Genomic DNA, 15,674 nt, shown 5'->3' on the forward strand with positions numbered 1-15,674 from the left:
GCCGCCGGAACCAGGACGAGGAGGAAGAGATGGCGCGCGTTTCCGTGGAGATCGAGAACCATGTCGCGAAGGTCACCCTGACCCGCGGTGACAAGATGAATGCCGTGGACCCGGAGATGAAGGAAGCCATCGTCGCGGCGGGCGAGGACCTGCTGGGCCGCGAGGATATCCGGGCCGTGGTGCTCTCGGGCGAGGGCCGGGCGTTCTGCGCCGGGCTCGACATGGCGAGCTTCGGGGCCATGGGCCGGGAAGACCCGATGCGGCGCATGATGGAGCGGACCCACGGGCTGTCGAACATCTCGCAGCGCGTCGCGACCGTCTGGCGCGAGATGCCGGTGCCGGTGATCGCGGCGGTGCATGGCGTGGCCTATGGCGCGGGGCTGCAGCTTGCCATCGGGGCGGACATCCGGGTGGCGGCGCCGGACGCGAAGCTCTCGATCATGGAGATGAAGTGGGGTCTCGTACCCGACATGGGCGGGATGCCCGTCTTCCGGCACAACCTGCGGTCGGACGTGCTGCGCCTGCTGACCTATACCGCGGAGCCCGTCACGGCCGAGCAGGGGCTCGCCTGGGGGCTGGTGACGGAACTGGCCGCCGACCCGCTGGCCCGGGCGATGGAGATCGCGACGCTGATCGCGGGCAAGTCGCCCTCGGCGATCCGGGCGGCCAAGCGGCTGATCGATTTCGCCGAAAGCGGCGCGGACGAGAAGGCGGTGCTGCTGGAGGAAAGCCGCGAGCAGGCCAACCTGATCGGGGGCGCGCATCAGAAGGAGGTGATCGCCGCCAACATGGAGAAACGCGCCGCGCGGTTCGACTGAGCGGCGCGCGCGGGGCTGGGCAAGAGGGTCGGGCTGGCGCTTCGTCGTGCGGGGCGTAGTGCCGGGCTGACGCCCGCGGTTTCCGGCCCGGATCAGGGCGGTGAGATGCTGAAGATCATGGGGCCGGTCAGCCCCGGCCTGACCGGCGGGGGGCGTCCGCACGGCAAGGCGCCCGGCGTTGCGGCAGGCCGCGCAGGGCGGGTTCGGCCGCGCGTCCCGCGACAGACAGGCCGGAAACGGCGGAGGCCCGGATCGCGGGGATCCGGGCCTTCGTGCAGGTCCGTGGCCGGTGTCAGCCGACGGCGCGCTGGTCGGGGCGGAACCCGATGCGGTCGGACGCGGCGAAGCGGCCACCCTTGACCTTGCGGATCTTGCCCTCGCGCAGGAGCGAGCCGAAGGCGCGCAGCGCGTCCTCGCGGCTGTAGCCGTCGGGGTCGACCTCGCGCACCCGGTTCATCAGCTGCGGGCGGGAGAATTGTTCCCGGCCCTCGACGAAGGCGAGGTAGGAGGCCGCGGCCTCGAGCACCTCGGAGAGCTCCTCGGCACCGCTGTCCTCGAGGAAGGCGGGGAAGCCTTCGCCCTTGGCGGTGTCGGGCTGGACCGCGTCCTCCTCATCGTCGGCTTCCTGCCGGATCAGGTCGGCGATCGAGACGCGGCGGGGGCGGACCGGGGCGCGGTGTTCGGCTTCGATGTCCACGCGCTGTTCGGCGACGAGGCGCAGCGGCGCGGGCTTGTCCTCGGTCCGGCGGCCGGTGGTGCCGCCCGACCGCGGGCGCCGGGGCCGGACGACCTGCGCGAGGTCCTCGCGATAGGCGTTGGTGTGGTCCTCGTCCTTCCCGGCGCCGAGGTCGGAGCCGGCCTGCTGTTCCGCCTTGGTGGCGGCGACGGCGGCGCGCAGGTGCTGGATCGCGCTGCGGCGACGGGTGCCCTCGGTCTCGTGGAGCTGGTTGTTCGTCTCGGCGAGGATGCGGTCCATGTCGCCGGGATTGGCGGAGGCGTCGAGTTTCGCACGGCCGGCCGGGGCGGTGGGGGCCTGCGGCATCTCGGCCGGGGCCTCGGCCGCGTTCTCGTCATCCTCGAAGTACGTCTCCTGACCGGCGAGCTCTGCCGCTTCGGCGGGGATGTCGTCGTCCTCCGCAAGAGCCTCTTCCCAGGCGGCTTCGTCGTCGTCCTCGTCCCAGGCTTCGTCCGCGGCATGGGCGGGCTCTGCCTCGGTCCCGGCGTAATCCGCATCGGCGTCGTTCTCGTCGAGCTCGACATGGCGCGCCTCGGCGGGTTCGATATCCTCTTCGTAGGCGTCCTCGGCGGGAATGGCGCGGGCCTCTGCCGCCATTTCGGCCTCGAGCTCGGCAAGTTCGTTCTGCAGCTCGGCTTCCTGTTCGGCACTCAGGCCGGATGCGGCGGCGACGGCGGGATTGCGGGCGGCGACCGCTTCCATGTCGCGGCGCTTGACCTTCACGACGCGCGGCCAGCCGGTGGCGGCTGCCGCGGCGGTGGCGGCCGCGACGGGGAAGGTGCGGTGATGGTGCTCCTCGTCGTCGTCGTGGTCCATGTCGGACTGGTGCCGGGTGTTCTCGGCGACGGGCGCGTCCTCGGCGGAAGCGTCGGCTTCGTCGTCGTCGAACGCGGCCTCCTCGAAGGTGGCCTCCTCGAAGGCGTCTGCCTCGTCGGTATCCTCGAAGGCGGCTTCCTCCTCCTCGAAGGCGTCTGCCTCGTCGGTATCCTCGAAGGCGGCCTCCTCCCCCTCGTCGAAGGCGTCCTCTTCGAAGGCGGCGTCCTCCTCTTCTTCGAAGGCGGCGTCCTCCGCCACGGTGTCCTCGTCTTCGTATCCGTCCTCGAAGGCCTCGACCTCCTCGAAGGCTTCGTCTCCGGCGGTCTCTTCCTCGGCAGCGGCGGTCTCTTCTTCAGCCTCATCCTGGAAGCTGACCGCGGCCCCTTCGTCCTCGGCGGTTTCGGAAAGGTCCTCGTCGCCGGCCATGTCCCCCGGCTGCGCGTCGCGCGCCTCGGCGGCCGAGATCTCGTCCTCCAGCTCGGCCAGGGCGGCCTCCTCGGTCGCCTCGGGGGTGACCGTCGCCTCGTAGAGCGCGCTGGCGTCGAGCCCGGCGGCGCGGGGCGCCTCGTAGATGTCCTGATCCTCGGCGTAATCGCCCGCGGTCGTGGCACCGTTGCGCGAGACGACCGAGCGGATGCGGCGCAGCTTTGCGACGATGCTGTCCTCATCCGCCATCGGCAGGGCGGCGGGGCCTCGGGCAGCGGCCGGCGGCATGTCCTCTTCGGCGAAGTCGTCCTCCGGCGCCTCGTCCTCGGCCGCGTCCTGCACGGGTGCGGCCGGCGTCTCCTTCCGCGGGGCGGGGGCGGCTGCGGCCGGCAGCGCCGGCGCGGCGGCGCCCGAGCGCAGGACGATCCCGTCGTCCGAGGCGCGCGCCTCGACCCGGCGGGCAGAGCCGCGTTCGGCGATGCGGGCCATCATCTCGGCATCGGGCGTCGGCGGTTCGGCCCCGAAGAACCGATCATCGGCGGCAAGGTCACGGAAGTATTCCGCGATGGCCTTCATCGTCTCGAACGCGTCGTCAAAGCCTTCGAGCGTGCAGGAGAACGTCCCGTAGGAGACGGTCAGTATCTTGTTTGAATCTACCACAGTCTTGCTCGCTTCTTGTTCGTAACCTTGGTGGGCCCGACACTGCTCGTGGACCTCGACAGACTGGACGATGCGACAGAACCTGCCCGAATCTATGGTGTATTGGGTGTCATTTTGTGTCGATTGTATGGTTCATGTCCACGTGCCGCCAAGGGAGTCCGCCGCATTGTTACCGCTGGTTAGCTTAGAAACCGTTGCCCTTCTCGGCGGCGCGCCGGTTTCCGCGGCGCTGCTGGACGAGGTCTTCGCCCTGAGCGGGCCGGTGGTGGGCGTCGACGGCGGCGCGGCCCATGCGCTGGACCGCGGCCGGCTGCCCGAGGCGGTGATCGGCGACCTGGATTCGCTGGATGCGGTCCGCATGGACGATCTGCCCGCCGACCGGCTGCACGTCATCGCCGAGCAGGAGACGACGGATTTCGACAAGGCGCTGCGCCACGTCGAGGCGCCGCTGGTGCTGGGCGCAGGCTTTGCAGGCGGGCGCGCCGATCATGCGCTCGCAGCCTACACGGTCCTGCTGCGTCACCCCGACCGGCGCTGCCTGCTGGCGGGCGAGGCCGAGGTGGTCTTCCTCTGCCCGCCCGAACTGACGCTGACGCCCCCGCCGGGCAGCTGGCTGTCGCTCTATCCGCTGGGCGCGGTGACGGGCCGGTCCGAGGGGCTGGAATGGCCGATCGACGGGCTGGACTTCGCGCCGGACCGCCGGGTCGGCACGTCGAACCGGGTCAGCGGCCCGGTGCACCTGAGCTTCGACGCGCCGCTGATGCTCGTGATCATGCCTCGGGCGGAACTGGCGGCAACGGCGCATGCGCTCGCGGCTGCGCCCGCGCGATGGCCCGCTCGCGCATGACGATGTAGAGCCCGGCGGCGACCGTGATCACGATCCCGATGGCCGCCAGCCCGTCGGGCCAGTCGTCGAAGATCAGGAAGCCGATGACCGCGGCGACGGGGATCTCGAGGTACTGGATTGGCGCCAGCGTCGCCGAGGGCGCGTAGCGCAGCGACCATGTCATCAGCAGATGTGCCGTTGTCCCGAGCGCGCCGATGGCGAAGAGCAGGACCGCATCGTCACCCCGGATCGGCGCGAAATCGGTGATCTGAAGACCGAGAGGCTGCATCAGCAGCACCGCGGGGACCAGAATCAGGGTCGCGATCGCCCCCGAGGCCATCTGCAGCCCGATCGGATCCGTGTGCGGCGCGAGCTGGCGGGTCACCATGATGAAGACGGCGAAGTTCACCGCGACACCCAGCGGCAGCAGGGCGGGGAGGCCGACCTCGGCAAAGCTCGGCTGGATGACCATCAGCGTGCCGATGAAGCCGATCACGCAGGCGGCGAGCCGGCGCATGCCGACCTCTTCGCCCAGGATGTAGCGGCCGAGGATCAGCAGGATGAAGGGCATCACGAAGGCGATGGCCACCGCGTCCGCCAGGGGCAGATACCGCAGGGCGGTGAACATCATCCCGATGCCGAGGATGTGCAGCCCGGTCCGCAGCGTCGCAAGCCGGAGCAGCCGCCCCGACAGGCGCCAGGCCCGCCCCGTCACCGCGACCAGCGGCAGGAGCAGCACGCATTGCACCGCGAAGCGGATGATCAGCATCTGTCCGAGCGGCTGGCTCTCTCCGAGCAGCTTCGCCACCGCGTCGCCCATGGGGGCGACCACGCAGAAGCCGATCATCAGCAATATGCCAAGCAGCGGGTTGTCCTGTGCCATCGGCCAGACGCTAGTTGGCGTCATGTGGCTTGTCCATCCAAACATGCGTTTCGGCAACGCTTTTTTCGCATCGCGGAACCGCCCGGCGGTCAGGCCTGCGGCGCAAGCCCCGCGTCCTGCATCAGCCGCTCGGTCTCCTCGGCGAGCAGACGCTCCTGCGCCATGCCGGCGATCGGCACGCGCCCCTGTTCAAGGAAGAGCGGCGCGGAGAGCGGCGTGATCCGCTCCAGCGCGACATGGTCGATCCGCCCCGCCGTGCGGGCCAGCATCTCTTCCACCCGCCCGAAATCCACCAGCCCGCGCATCGCCTCGGTCCGGGTGATCCGCAGGAGCAGGTGATCGGGGTCGTATTTCTGGAGCGTGTCGTAGAGGATGTCGGACGAGAACGCCGCCTGCCGCCCCGAGGATTTCCCGCCGCGCGGCTGGTTGCGCATGATGAGCCCGGCGATCTGGGCCGACATCCGGAAGGTCCGCTTCATCAGCGCATTGTCGGTGAACCAGCGCTCCAGCCCCTCCCGGATCGCGTGCGGCGCAAACAGCGGCACCGGGTCGCTCAGCCGCTTCAGCCCCCAGATCAGCGTGGCGTAATCGGTCGCGACGAAGCCGAGCGGGTCGAGCCCCAGCTCCTCCATCCGCTTGGTCAGGATCAGGCCCAGCGTCTGCTGGGCGTTCCGCCCGGCGAGCCCGTAGATCACGAGGTTCTGGCGCCCGTCGTGGGGGAAGCTCTCCAGCAGCAGCCGTCCCGGCTCGGGCAGGCGCGAGACCTCGCGCTGCAGGTCCAGCCATTCGGCGGTGTGGCGGGGCAGGTTGGGCCAGGTCTCCTGCTGGAAGATGCGCAGGATCCGGTGGCTGAGCTGGGTGGAGGTGGCGAATTTCGTGCCCCCGAAGACCGCGATCTTGGGCTTGCGGGCGGCGTTGCGGGTGACCTCGACCGTCAGCTCGTTGAGCCCCTCGTAGCGGACGATCCGCCCGCCGATCAGGAAGGTGTCCCCCGGCGAGAGCGAGGCCGCGAACCCTTCCTCGATCTCGCCGAGGGGACGCCCGCCGCCATGTTTCAGCCGGACCTTGAGCTTGTCGTAATCGAAGATCGTCCCGATGTTCATCCGGATCAGCGTGGTCGCGCGCGGATCGCGCAGCCGCCAGAGCCCGTCCGGCCCCTGCAGCAGCCGCTTCCAGCGGTCATAGGCCCTGAGCGCGTAGCCCCCGGTGGCGGTGAAATCGAGGCAATCGTCGAACTCGGCCCGGGTGAGGTCGGCATAGGCGCCGGTCGTTCTCACCTCGTCGAAGAGGGCCCGGGCGTCGAACGGGCCGGCGCAGGCGGTGATCAGGATATGCTGGCAGAGCACGTCGCGGGGCCCGGGTCCGCGCGGGTCGCCGTCGAGGTCGCGCGCCTTGACCGCCTCCAGCGCGGCCACGCATTCGACCACCTCGAAGCGGTTCGCGGGCACCAGCAGCGCCTTCGAGGGCGCGTTGTAGCGGTGGTTGGCCCGTCCGATCCGCTGCACCAGCCGCTTCACGTTCTTCGGTGCGCCGACCTGGATCACGAGGTCGACGTCGCCCCAGTCGATCCCGAGGTCGAGCGAACCCGTGCAGACCACTGCCCGCAGCCGCCCCTGCGTCATCGCCTTCTCGACCCGCTCCCGCTGCGTGCGGTCGAGCGAGCCGTGGTGGATCCCGATCGGCAGCCCCTCGGCATTCGCCATCCAGAGGTTGTGAAAGAAGATCTCGGCCTGCGCGCGGGTGTTGTGGAAGACAAGCGTGGTCCTGTGGCGCCGGATCTGCTCCAGCACCGCGGGGACGGCGTAGGCGCCGCCGCCGCCCGACCAGGGCGGGCGCTCCTCGGTTTCCAGCATGGCGATGTCGGGATCGGGGCCGGGATCGGCGTTCAGGATCTCGCAGGGATCGGGGTGCCGGGCCAGCAGCTGCGCGATCGCCGCCGGATCCTCCACCGTGGCCGAGAGCCCGACCCGCCGCAGCCCCGGGCAGAGCGTCTGGAGCCGCGAGAGCGCGAGGAACAGCTGGTCGCCCCGCTTGCTCTCGGCCAGCGCGTGGATCTCGTCGACCACCACGCGCTGCAGCCCGGCGAAGATATGCGGCGCATCGGGGTAGGAGATCAGCAGCGCCAGGCTTTCGGGCGTGGTCAGCAGGATATGCGGCGGGTCCGCCCGCTGCCGCCGCTTCTGGGTATAAGAGGTGTCCCCGGTCCGGTCCTCGATCCGGATCGGCAGGCCCATCTCCTCCACCGGCGTGGTGAGGTTGCGCCGGATGTCCGCCGCCAGCGCCTTCAGGGGCGAGACATAGAGCGTGTGCAGCCCCTTGTGCCCGCCCCGGGACAGCTCCACGAGCGTCGGCAGGAAGCCCGCCAGCGTCTTGCCGCCGCCGGTCGGCGCGATCAGCAGCAGCGCCGGATCCGAGGCCCGGTCGAGCATCGCCTGTTGATGCGGGTGGATCCGCCAGCCGCGTGTGGCGAACCAGTCAGTGAAGGGGGCCGGAAGCGCGTTCATGCTCCGTTCTTAGCCCGTCGCGCCCGTCGGACAAGGGCAAACCCGCCCCACTTTCCTCTGGTCACGTATCCTGGGGGGTGAATTTCGTTCGGCCCCCGAACGAAAGAGGGGGGCAACGCCCCCCTTGGCCCGCCCGAGCCACCGCGCGGATCGTCCGGGGGGGAGGGGGGCGGATGCAGGCCGCGCCTAGGCCCGGCCCTGGTCCGTGCCGCCCGCTTCGCCGAGCTTGGCCCGCAGCTGCGCCGCCACCTTCTGGATCTCGGGCTGCGCGACGCCCGCATTCATCGTTTCGGCCTGCTCGGCCCAGTGCGAATAGCGTTCGAGCATCGGGATGAAGGTCTCGATCTCATCGTCGCTCCAGCCCGAGAGGAATTCGCCGAGGATCAGGAACTTGATCGTGCGCACCGCATCGACGATGGCCTGCCCCGCCTCGGTCAGCTCCACCACCGTGCGCCGCGCATCCTGCTGCGAGACGGCGCGCTTGACGTAGCCCTGGCCGATCAGGTCGGACACCAGCCGTGAGGCGCGGGAGGGGTCGATGCCGAGCCGGGTGGAGATCGTCGAGACCATGGTCTCGGCGTCATCCCGTCCGAATTCGTTCGAGGGCGCCCAGATCGCGATCAGCACGTCGAGCTTCGGCAGGTCGAGCGGCAGGTCCAGCTCGCGCAGCGCCATGCGGCCAAGTTCGCGTTTCTGCACGCGCCGTCGCCATTGCTGCACGATCGCGTCGAGCGTGAGCGCCCGGTCCGTCACCTCGGGCGGGATGCCGTCACGTTCGAGCTGCGCCTTCATCACATCGTCGCGGGAGCCGATTGTCCTGTCCTCCGTGTTCCGGTGCCACGCGGGCAGCGCCGGAATGTGCCGATCTCGGATATGCATGCCATTGACATGCAATTGCGAGCGACACATATATATTCCAAACCGGAGATTACCAGCGGTCTTGCGGATTCCAAGCAACGCATGGCCGCCAGAGACGGGATATTTCGTACATGTCCTCCGATGTCGCCGCACAGGGCGACCCGCAGCTTCCCGATTCCCGCAGGCTCCGCGTCATCCTCGTCGCGGTGGCCTCGACGCTGTTCCTGGCCTCGCTCGGCAACACGGTGGTCGCCGCGGCCCTGCCGCGGATCGTGAGCGATCTCGGCGGACTCGATTACATCACATGGGTGGTGACCGCCTTTCTGCTGGCCTCGACCATCGGCGCGCCGATCTCGGGCCGGCTGGGCGACATGTACGGGCGCAAGATCGTCCTGCAGGCGGCGATCGGCATCTTCCTTCTGGGGTCCGCGATCTGCGGGATGGCGGAAAGCATGGGCGTGCTGGTGGCCGGACGGCTGGTGCAGGGCTACGGCGGCGGCTCGCTGATCGTCGTCTCGATGGCCGCGGTGGCGGACGTTCTGCCGCCGCGCCAGCGGGGAAAGGCGCAGGGCTGGCTGTCGTCGGTCTTCGGGCTCTCGACGATCATCGGCCCGCTGGTCGGCGGCTACATCGTGGCAAGCTGGAGCTGGAGCTGGATCTTCTGGCTGAACTTCCCGATCGGGCTGCTGGCCTTCGCCGTCATCACCCTGACGATGGAAAAGGCGCCGCCCTCGGGCAAGCACCGGATCGACTTCTTCGGGGCCTTCCTGCTGGCGACGCTGCTGAGCTGCGCCGTGCTGGTGGCCAACCTCGGCGGCGCGGTTCTGCCCTGGACCAGCCTGCCGGTCGTCTGCCTGATGCTGCTCGCCCCGGCCGTGCTGGCCGCCTTCGTGGTCGTGGAACGCTCGGCGGCCGAGCCGATCATGCCGCCGAGCCTGTTCTCGATCCGCAACTTCCAGGTCGCGAACTCGATGAACTTCCTCGTCGGCATGACGATGTTCGGCACCATCGCCTTCGTGCCGACCTTCCTGCAGGTGGTGAAGGGACTCGACCCCGCGACCTCGGGCCTCTTCCTCGTGGCGATGATGGTCGGGCTGATCGGCACCTCGATGCTGGCCGGGCGCTTCATGTCCCAGACCGGGCGTTACAAGTGGATGCCGACCGCCTCCACCGCCTTCCTCGCGGTCGCCATGCTGGTGCTCTGGACCATCGGGCCCGAGACGCCCTATTGGCGGCTCCTGCTGTCGCTCTTCATGGTGGGGGTGGGGATCGGGCCGACGATGAGCGTGTCCATCGCCGCGATCCAGTCGGCGATCCCGGTCGAGAACCTCGGGATCGGCACCGCCTCGGTCAACATGTTCCGCCTCACGGGTGGCGCCATCGGCACGTCGCTCTTCGGCGGCATCTTCGCCATGGGCCTGACGCGGCACGTCCGCCCGCTGCTGCCCGGAGAGGGCGATCAGGCGATCACCTACGAATTGGTCATGCAGCTCGACCCGGTGCTGCGGCAGGAGGTCGTGCAGGCCTTCGCGGACGCGATCACGCCGATCTACCTTGTCGCCTCGGCGCTGGCGGTCATCGCCTGCCTGATCTCGATCCGGCTGGAGGAGCTGCCGCTCGGCACCACCCTGCCGGACCGGCGGAGCGCAACGCCGGCGGAGTGAACGCGGCTGTCAGGCGGTGCAGCGCCGCGGCCGAGTGAACCACGCGCGAGGCGGACAGGATCACTTCACGATGTGCTCGTCGCGGACGAACATGTTGGCCCAGGCGCGGTCGATCAGCTCGGGCGTCATCTGGTAGGGGATGCCCTCGAATTCGCAGATCGAGATCATCTGGTCGATCAGGAACACCGGCTGGTAATTCGCGAAGACATTGTCGATCGTCGGATACTTCCGCTTCAGCAGGTGGACCAGAGCCGGTTCGTTCAGCGGCATCTTCTTCTTGCGGGCCACCATGGCGAAGATCTTCAGGAAATTCTCTTGGTTCGGGCCGTCGATCTTGATCTTGAAGAAGATCCGCCGCAGGGCCGCCTGGTCGAAGATCTCGTTCGGGTGGAAGTTGGTCGAGAAGATCACCAGCGTGTCGAAGGGCACCTCGAACTTCTCGCCCGATTGCAGGGCGAGGATGTCGCGGCCTTCCTCGAGCGGCACGATCCAGCGGTTGACCAGCGCCTGCGGCGGCTCGGCCTGCCGCCCGAGGTCGTCGACGATGAACACGCCGCCGGTGGCCTTCATCTGGAGCGGCGCCTGGTAGGTGCGCGCGACCGGGTTGTAGACGAGATCCAGCATGTCGAGCGTGAGCTCGCCCCCGGTCATCACCGTCGGGCGTTCGCAGAGCACGTAGCGATGGTCGAAGCGGTTGCCGGCGCGGCGCAGCGCGGTCGGGTCGTCGACCTGTTCTTCTGCGGCGGAATGCACGATCGGGTCGTAGACCGTGATCACCTGGCCCGCGTATTCGATCGCCTTGGGCACGTAGATCTTGTCGCCGAGCGCATCGCGGATGCCGTTCGAGAGCGAGGATTTCCCGTTGCCCGGCGGGCCGTACAACAGGATGGACCGCCCGGAGGAGACCGCAGGCCCGAGGGTCGAGATCAGGTCGTCCGGCAGCACGAGGTGGCCCATGCTGGCGGTCAGGTGGTCGCGGGTGATCTGGAGGTTGCGGATCGACTGGCGCCTGATCTGCTCGTGATAGACCTCGAGCGGGACGGGCATCGCGCCGTAATATTCGGATTGCTGCAGCGCATCCATCGCGCGGGAGCGCCCGTTGTCGGTCAGCTGATAGGCCATCTCGTTCGAGGCGGTGGCCTTCAGCGTGCCGGTCGCCTCCATCAGAAGCTGTTCGCGGGCGAGGTCGATCAGCTCCTGCGTCACCGGCGCGGGCAGCGAGATCGCCTGCGCGATGGTGCTGACGCGGTCAACGCTCTTGCGGAAGATCGTCTTCAGCAGGATGTCACGCATCATCACCATGGGCAGCTGCATCTCGTCGAGCGAGCGCGGCAGCGGAGGGGGCGTGACGCCGGTCTGGACCTGCATGTTCATCGGTATCTGCTCGTTCCGTTTCCAACCCCTCATGCCGGCGGGCCGGCGCGGGACATCTCGGCGCGGGGACGTCGGCTTGCCCCGCTTTCGCCCAGAAACCACGGAAACTGCGGCGCAGCGGGGCGCAGAAACGGCTTTTTTGTGGAATTCGCTCCTGCCGCCGCAACGTCAACCGGACGGGCCGCGGCTCAGCCTCCGAGGAAGATGCCGAGCAGGAGGTAGAGCGACAGGGTGCCTCCGAGCGCGAGGCCCATGGGGAAGTCCCGCCCGCGGCTCCAGCTTTCCCAGTCCGGCGCAAGGCGGCGCAGGCCGCTGTGCTTGGCCAGCCGGTGCGTCGCGAAGGCGGCCAGAAGGTTGGCGGTGAACAGCGCCAGCACGAATCGCAGGTCGCCGGCGGCGATGTAGGGTGCGGCGGCGGCCACGAATTTCGCATCGCCCGCCCCGACCAGCCCGCCGGCATTGGCGAGGATCCCCAGAACCAGCATCACGCCGAGCTGTGCGAGGCGCCAGAGGTAGGTCTCGAAGGGCATCAGGAAGGGCCCGAGGACCACGAACGCGCCCGCCAGCAGCAGCACGGTGCCGTTGGGAATGCGCATGCCGCGAAGGTCGCTCCAGCAGGTGTAGAGCGACAGCGGGATCGCCGGGATGGCGAGGACCAGCGCGGTGAGGCTGTCGATCTCCATCGGCGCGACGGTCAGGCCTCGAGGGCGCTGAGCGCCCGCACGGCCTCTTCGAAGTGCTGCGGATGGGTGGCGATGGCGTCGCGCATCAGGGTCTTGCCGGTCTCGATGTCGCCCTGCTTGACGGCGGTCAGCCCGAGCGTCTGGAGAAGCTGGGCGCGTTCCACCTGGCTCATCGGGACGACGGGCAGGGAGTAGTTGCGCTGCGCGCCCCGGGCGAGCACGAGGTTGTTCTTTGCGGTGAACATCGCGCTGTCCTGCCTCAGTGCCTCGCCGAAGAGCTTCTCGGCCCCGGCGAAATCGCCGCGGGTCAGCTTGGAATAGCCCCAGTTGTTCAGCACGCCGGCGGGCGTCGTGGTCAGCCCCGCGGCGACCTCGTAGAAGCTGTCGGCCTTCTGCCATTCCTTGTTGCTGTCGGCGACCATCGCCTCGAGCCGGTAGCGCTTGTAGGTCTCGAAGGTCGGCGGGATCTTGTCGAGTTCGCGGTCCGCCTCTTCCCACTTGCCGTCGCGGATCAGCGCATCGGCATATTCGACGCGGTCCTCGTTGGTGGCCTGCGGATGCGCCGCCACCTGCGCCCAGACCGTCGCCGCCTCGGCCGGGCGCCTGGCGCGGACAAGGCTCTGGGCCAGCCCGCGCTGCACGTCGATCCGGTCGGGGTTGTCGGCGGCGGTGCGCTTGAAATAGGCCACGGCCTCGTTCGGGTCCGCGACGGTCATCATGATGTCGTTCATGTTCGACTCGTCCACGACGTTCACGTCGCGGAAGGCGCGATTGACCTCAGACGCGGGTTTCTTGTCGCAGGCGGCGAGGGTCACGGCACCCGCGAGGCACAGGGTCACGAAAAGGGAATGGCGCATTTACTGCGTCCTTATGCTGCTCAGCCTCTGTCTTCAGGGTATCTGACGGATGAGGTATTCGCTGCTGCCCCGCCGTACCACCTTGTATTCTTGGTCTTCGTTATCCTCAGCATAGGCCGATTGTTCAAGTTTTTCGATGGCGAGCCTGAGATTGTCGCGGATTGCGTCACTTTCGCCATTGTCGAGCGCGTAGGCCCGCTTGAACACCTGCACCGCCTCGGCGGTCTTGCCCTGTTCCAGCAGCACGATGCCGAGGTTGTTCCATGTCTCGGGGATGGCCTCGTCGCTCTCGATCGCCTCGCGAAGCTGCTTCTCCGCCTGGTTCAGGCGGCCGAGGCCGAGGTTGGCGGTGCCGATCGCCGACAGCACGTCGACGGTCATGCCCTGTTCGCCGGCGGCGCGGGAGAATGCGTCGAGCGCCAGCTCGTATTCGCCGGCGGCCATCAACCGATGGCCGACCACGAGCCCGTCGACCGCCTTGGCCTGCGGCTTGATGCCGGGCGCGTAGACCTGGTCTTCCGACGGGGAAAAGCCGCCCGATGAACAGGCGGCCAGTCCGAAACTCGTGATGATGGCGAGGATCGTCTTCGCCATGTATGCCCTGCCTCTTAGCTCACGGGCCGAGAGAGCCCATCTGCGTGATCCCGTGCACCGACGGGCCGACCAGGATGATCAGCAGCGGCGGCACGGTCAGCATCATTGTGGCAAGGGTCATCTTGGTCGGCAACTTGTTTGCCTTCTCCTCGGCGCGCATCACGCGCTTGTCCCGCATCTCGGCGGCGTAGACGCGCAGCGCCTCGGCGATCGAGGTGCCGAAGGTGGCCGACTGGATCAGCACGGTCACGAAGGAGGAGATGTCCATCACGCCGCAGCGTTCGGCCATGTCGTTGAGGACGGTCGCCTTCTCCTTGCCGGCCTTGATCTCGTTCGAGACGGTCTCGAACTCGTCGGCGAGGGCGGGGTAGGAGGCGCGGATTTCCCTGGCGACCCGCAGGATCGCCTGGTCCATGGACTGGCCCGCCTCGACGCAGACGAGCAGCATGTCGAGCGCGTCGGGGAAGCCGTCCTGGATTTCTTCCTGCCGCTGCTGCTGGCGCTTGGTGACCCAGTATTTCGGGAACATGTAGCCCACGCCGCCCGGACCGAGGATCCACAGAAGGGTCTGCTGCGTGGTCGGTTCGTTGCCGGCCATGAAAAGCATGAAGTAGACCACCCCGAGGATGATCCCGAGGATCCCGAGCGCGAATTGCGCGAAGTGGTAGAAGCGCACGGCATCGCGCGAACGGTAGCCCGCCTGCAGCAGCTTCATCTTCACCGCCGAATATTCCTCAGCGTTCTGCGGTTCGAGGAAGTTGGAGTATTTCTCCAGCTTGTGGCTCTTCGTCCCGACGCGGAGCCGGTCCTTCTTGCCCTCTTTCTTCTTGTCCGCGAGGTTCTGCTGCTTGAGCTTCTCGATCGGGTCGGCCTGCTTCCTCAGCACCACCGGAAGGGTGATCAGGATGAGCAGGAGGCCGAGACCGCCGACCGCGTAGAGCGGGCCGAGCTGGCCGAACTGCTCGGTGAGCATCTGGTTGATCGCTTGCATGTCGCTGCCCTCAGACCTTGATGTTCACCAGCATGCGCATGACGTAGAGGTTCGCTGCGAGGAACCCGGCCACGAACAGGCAGGCGTGGATGAAATAGGGGTGGTCCATCACGTCGTCGTAGTAATGCGGATCGAGGACGTTGATCACGATCAGCGCGACGATGGGGAAGGCCGAGAGGAACTTGCCGGACCATTGCGCCTCGGCGGTGATCGCCTTCACCCGGCGGAACAGGCGGAAGCGGGACCGGATCACCTTGGCCAGCCCGTCGAGCACCTCGGCGAGGTTGCCGCCCGATTGCTGCTGGATGGTGACGGCCACCGCGAGGAAGCGGAGATCCTGCATGTCGAGCCGTTCGGCCATCTCCTTGAGCGCCTCGCCCATGTCGCGGCCATAGGCGGCCTCGTCCGAGATGATCCCGAACTCGGAGGCGAGCGGATCCTGCACCTCCTTCGCGACGATGGCGATGGCCGAGGAGAAGGGGTGGCCGACCCGGAGCGAGCGGACCATCAGCTCGACCGCGTCGGGCAGCTGCTCCTCGATCATCGCGGCGCGCTTCTTGGCCTTCATGTTGACCCAGGTGTAGACCGAGCCGATGCCGATGCCGACCGAGATGACGCCCCGGATCACCGGCGCGGTCTCGGTCATGATCGTCAGCGCCATGAAGGCCACCGCCGACAGCAGGGCCATGATCATGATCAACTGGCGGGGCGTGAAGGCGATCGCCGCCTTCTGCGCCTTGGTCGCGAGGATGGCGTAGAGCGGGATCTGCCGCGACGCCATGTGCTGCTGCATTTCCTTGCGCAGCTTCTCGAGGACCTCTTCGCGACCCGCGCCCTTCTCGAGCATCTCGAGACGGCGGTTCACGCGGCTGTTCATGCTGATCGACTTGCCGAAGAACACGAGATAGAGCCCTTCGACGAGGACGAGAACGCCCACGAAGATCAGCCCGTAGATGATGGGTGCGGCGGAAATGGCCATGAGGG

At 68.1% G+C, this 15,674-nt stretch carries 13 protein-coding genes; 3 read left to right on the top strand and 10 right to left on the bottom strand.

Annotation, left to right across the window (positions count from 1 at the left end; all coding sequences use genetic code 11):
* Positions 1 to 29 precede the first annotated feature (29 nt).
* Positions 30 to 818 carry a crotonase/enoyl-CoA hydratase family protein gene (locus Q344_RS0115750; protein ID WP_028287591.1) on the top strand — a complete coding sequence of 263 codons (789 nt, stop codon included), beginning with the start codon at positions 30 to 32 and terminating at the stop codon, positions 816 to 818.
* 292 nt (positions 819 to 1,110) lie between these two features.
* Here the strand turns inward: Q344_RS0115750 and Q344_RS0115755 are convergent, their stop codons facing one another.
* A complete protein-coding gene (locus Q344_RS0115755) occupies positions 1,111 to 3,456 on the bottom strand; it encodes a hypothetical protein (protein ID WP_028287592.1) in 2,346 nt (781 codons plus the stop codon).
* A 166-nt stretch (positions 3,457 to 3,622) separates the two neighbouring features.
* Between Q344_RS0115755 and Q344_RS0115760 the strand changes: the two genes are divergently transcribed.
* Complete coding sequence (locus Q344_RS0115760) at positions 3,623 to 4,303, top strand: thiamine diphosphokinase (protein ID WP_028287593.1); 681 nt, start codon at positions 3,623 to 3,625, stop codon at positions 4,301 to 4,303.
* Here Q344_RS0115760 and Q344_RS0115765 read toward each other — a convergent pair.
* From Q344_RS0115765 to Q344_RS0115775, 3 genes are all read right to left on the bottom strand, one after another.
* On the bottom strand, positions 4,227 to 5,165 hold the full coding sequence (locus Q344_RS0115765; protein ID WP_028287594.1) for a DMT family transporter: 939 nt from the start codon (positions 5,163 to 5,165) through the stop codon (positions 4,227 to 4,229). The two genes, Q344_RS0115760 and Q344_RS0115765, sit on opposite strands and share 77 nt — an antisense overlap.
* Before the next feature lie 89 nt (positions 5,166 to 5,254).
* Entirely contained in the window at positions 5,255 to 7,669 is a 2,415-nt protein-coding gene (locus Q344_RS0115770) for a ligase-associated DNA damage response DEXH box helicase (RefSeq protein WP_028287595.1), read from the bottom strand.
* Positions 7,670 to 7,855: 186 nt separating this feature from the next.
* Positions 7,856 to 8,548: a MarR family winged helix-turn-helix transcriptional regulator gene (locus Q344_RS0115775; RefSeq protein WP_229669194.1), complete on the bottom strand. Its 693-nt coding sequence runs from the start codon at positions 8,546 to 8,548 to the stop codon at positions 7,856 to 7,858.
* Positions 8,549 to 8,658: 110 nt separating this feature from the next.
* Here Q344_RS0115775 and Q344_RS24175 point away from each other — a divergent pair, with 110 nt between their 5' ends.
* Complete coding sequence (locus Q344_RS24175) at positions 8,659 to 10,191, top strand: MDR family MFS transporter (RefSeq protein ID WP_051630682.1); 1,533 nt, start codon at positions 8,659 to 8,661, stop codon at positions 10,189 to 10,191.
* Between the two features lie 60 nt (positions 10,192 to 10,251).
* Here the strand turns inward: Q344_RS24175 and Q344_RS0115785 are convergent, their stop codons facing one another.
* The 6 genes from Q344_RS0115785 to Q344_RS0115810 all read right to left on the bottom strand — a co-directional run bounded on the left by Q344_RS0115785 (position 10,252) and on the right by Q344_RS0115810 (position 15,669).
* Positions 10,252 to 11,565: an ATPase gene (locus Q344_RS0115785; RefSeq protein WP_028287597.1), complete on the bottom strand. Its 1,314-nt coding sequence runs from the start codon at positions 11,563 to 11,565 to the stop codon at positions 10,252 to 10,254.
* A 188-nt stretch (positions 11,566 to 11,753) separates the two neighbouring features.
* Positions 11,754 to 12,248, bottom strand: a complete 495-nt coding sequence (locus Q344_RS0115790) for a prepilin peptidase (protein ID WP_028287598.1) — start codon at positions 12,246 to 12,248, stop codon at positions 11,754 to 11,756.
* Between the two features lie 11 nt (positions 12,249 to 12,259).
* Positions 12,260 to 13,105 carry a tetratricopeptide repeat protein gene (locus Q344_RS0115795; RefSeq protein ID WP_028287599.1) on the bottom strand — a complete coding sequence of 282 codons (846 nt, stop codon included), beginning with the start codon at positions 13,103 to 13,105 and terminating at the stop codon, positions 12,260 to 12,262.
* Positions 13,106 to 13,138: 33 nt separating this feature from the next.
* Complete coding sequence (locus Q344_RS0115800; protein ID WP_028287600.1) at positions 13,139 to 13,699, bottom strand: tetratricopeptide repeat protein; 561 nt, start codon at positions 13,697 to 13,699, stop codon at positions 13,139 to 13,141.
* Positions 13,700 to 13,718: 19 nt separating this feature from the next.
* Positions 13,719 to 14,690: a type II secretion system F family protein gene (locus tag Q344_RS0115805; RefSeq protein WP_028287601.1), complete on the bottom strand. Its 972-nt coding sequence runs from the start codon at positions 14,688 to 14,690 to the stop codon at positions 13,719 to 13,721.
* Between the two features lie 10 nt (positions 14,691 to 14,700).
* Positions 14,701 to 15,669: a type II secretion system F family protein gene (locus Q344_RS0115810; protein WP_188781515.1), complete on the bottom strand. Its 969-nt coding sequence runs from the start codon at positions 15,667 to 15,669 to the stop codon at positions 14,701 to 14,703.
* Positions 15,670 to 15,674 lie beyond the last annotated feature (5 nt).

Origin of the sequence: Pseudooceanicola nanhaiensis DSM 18065, from assembly GCF_000688295.1 — a bacterium.
Lineage (GTDB): Bacteria > Pseudomonadota > Alphaproteobacteria > Rhodobacterales > Rhodobacteraceae > Pseudooceanicola > Pseudooceanicola nanhaiensis.

What these genes read in the sequence shown, in the direction of transcription:
- Q344_RS0115750 (WP_028287591.1), top strand. Translation starts at nt 30, where the DNA reads ATGGCGCGCGTTTCCGTGGAGATCGAGAACCATGTCGCGAAGGTCACC.
- Q344_RS0115765 (WP_028287594.1), bottom strand. Translation starts at nt 5,165, where the DNA reads ATGGCACAGGACAACCCGCTGCTTGGCATATTGCTGATGATCGGCTTC.
- Q344_RS0115770 (WP_028287595.1), bottom strand. Translation starts at nt 7,669, where the DNA reads ATGAACGCGCTTCCGGCCCCCTTCACTGACTGGTTCGCCACACGCGGC.
- Q344_RS0115775 (WP_229669194.1), bottom strand. Translation starts at nt 8,548, where the DNA reads ATGCATATCCGAGATCGGCACATTCCGGCGCTGCCCGCGTGGCACCGG.
- Q344_RS24175 (WP_051630682.1), top strand. Translation starts at nt 8,659, where the DNA reads ATGTCCTCCGATGTCGCCGCACAGGGCGACCCGCAGCTTCCCGATTCC.
- Q344_RS0115785 (WP_028287597.1), bottom strand. Translation starts at nt 11,565, where the DNA reads ATGAACATGCAGGTCCAGACCGGCGTCACGCCCCCTCCGCTGCCGCGC.
- Q344_RS0115790 (WP_028287598.1), bottom strand. Translation starts at nt 12,248, where the DNA reads ATGGAGATCGACAGCCTCACCGCGCTGGTCCTCGCCATCCCGGCGATC.
- Q344_RS0115795 (WP_028287599.1), bottom strand. Translation starts at nt 13,105, where the DNA reads ATGCGCCATTCCCTTTTCGTGACCCTGTGCCTCGCGGGTGCCGTGACC.
- Q344_RS0115800 (WP_028287600.1), bottom strand. Translation starts at nt 13,699, where the DNA reads ATGGCGAAGACGATCCTCGCCATCATCACGAGTTTCGGACTGGCCGCC.
- Q344_RS0115805 (WP_028287601.1), bottom strand. Translation starts at nt 14,690, where the DNA reads ATGCAAGCGATCAACCAGATGCTCACCGAGCAGTTCGGCCAGCTCGGC.
- Q344_RS0115810 (WP_188781515.1), bottom strand. Translation starts at nt 15,669, where the DNA reads ATGGCCATTTCCGCCGCACCCATCATCTACGGGCTGATCTTCGTGGGC.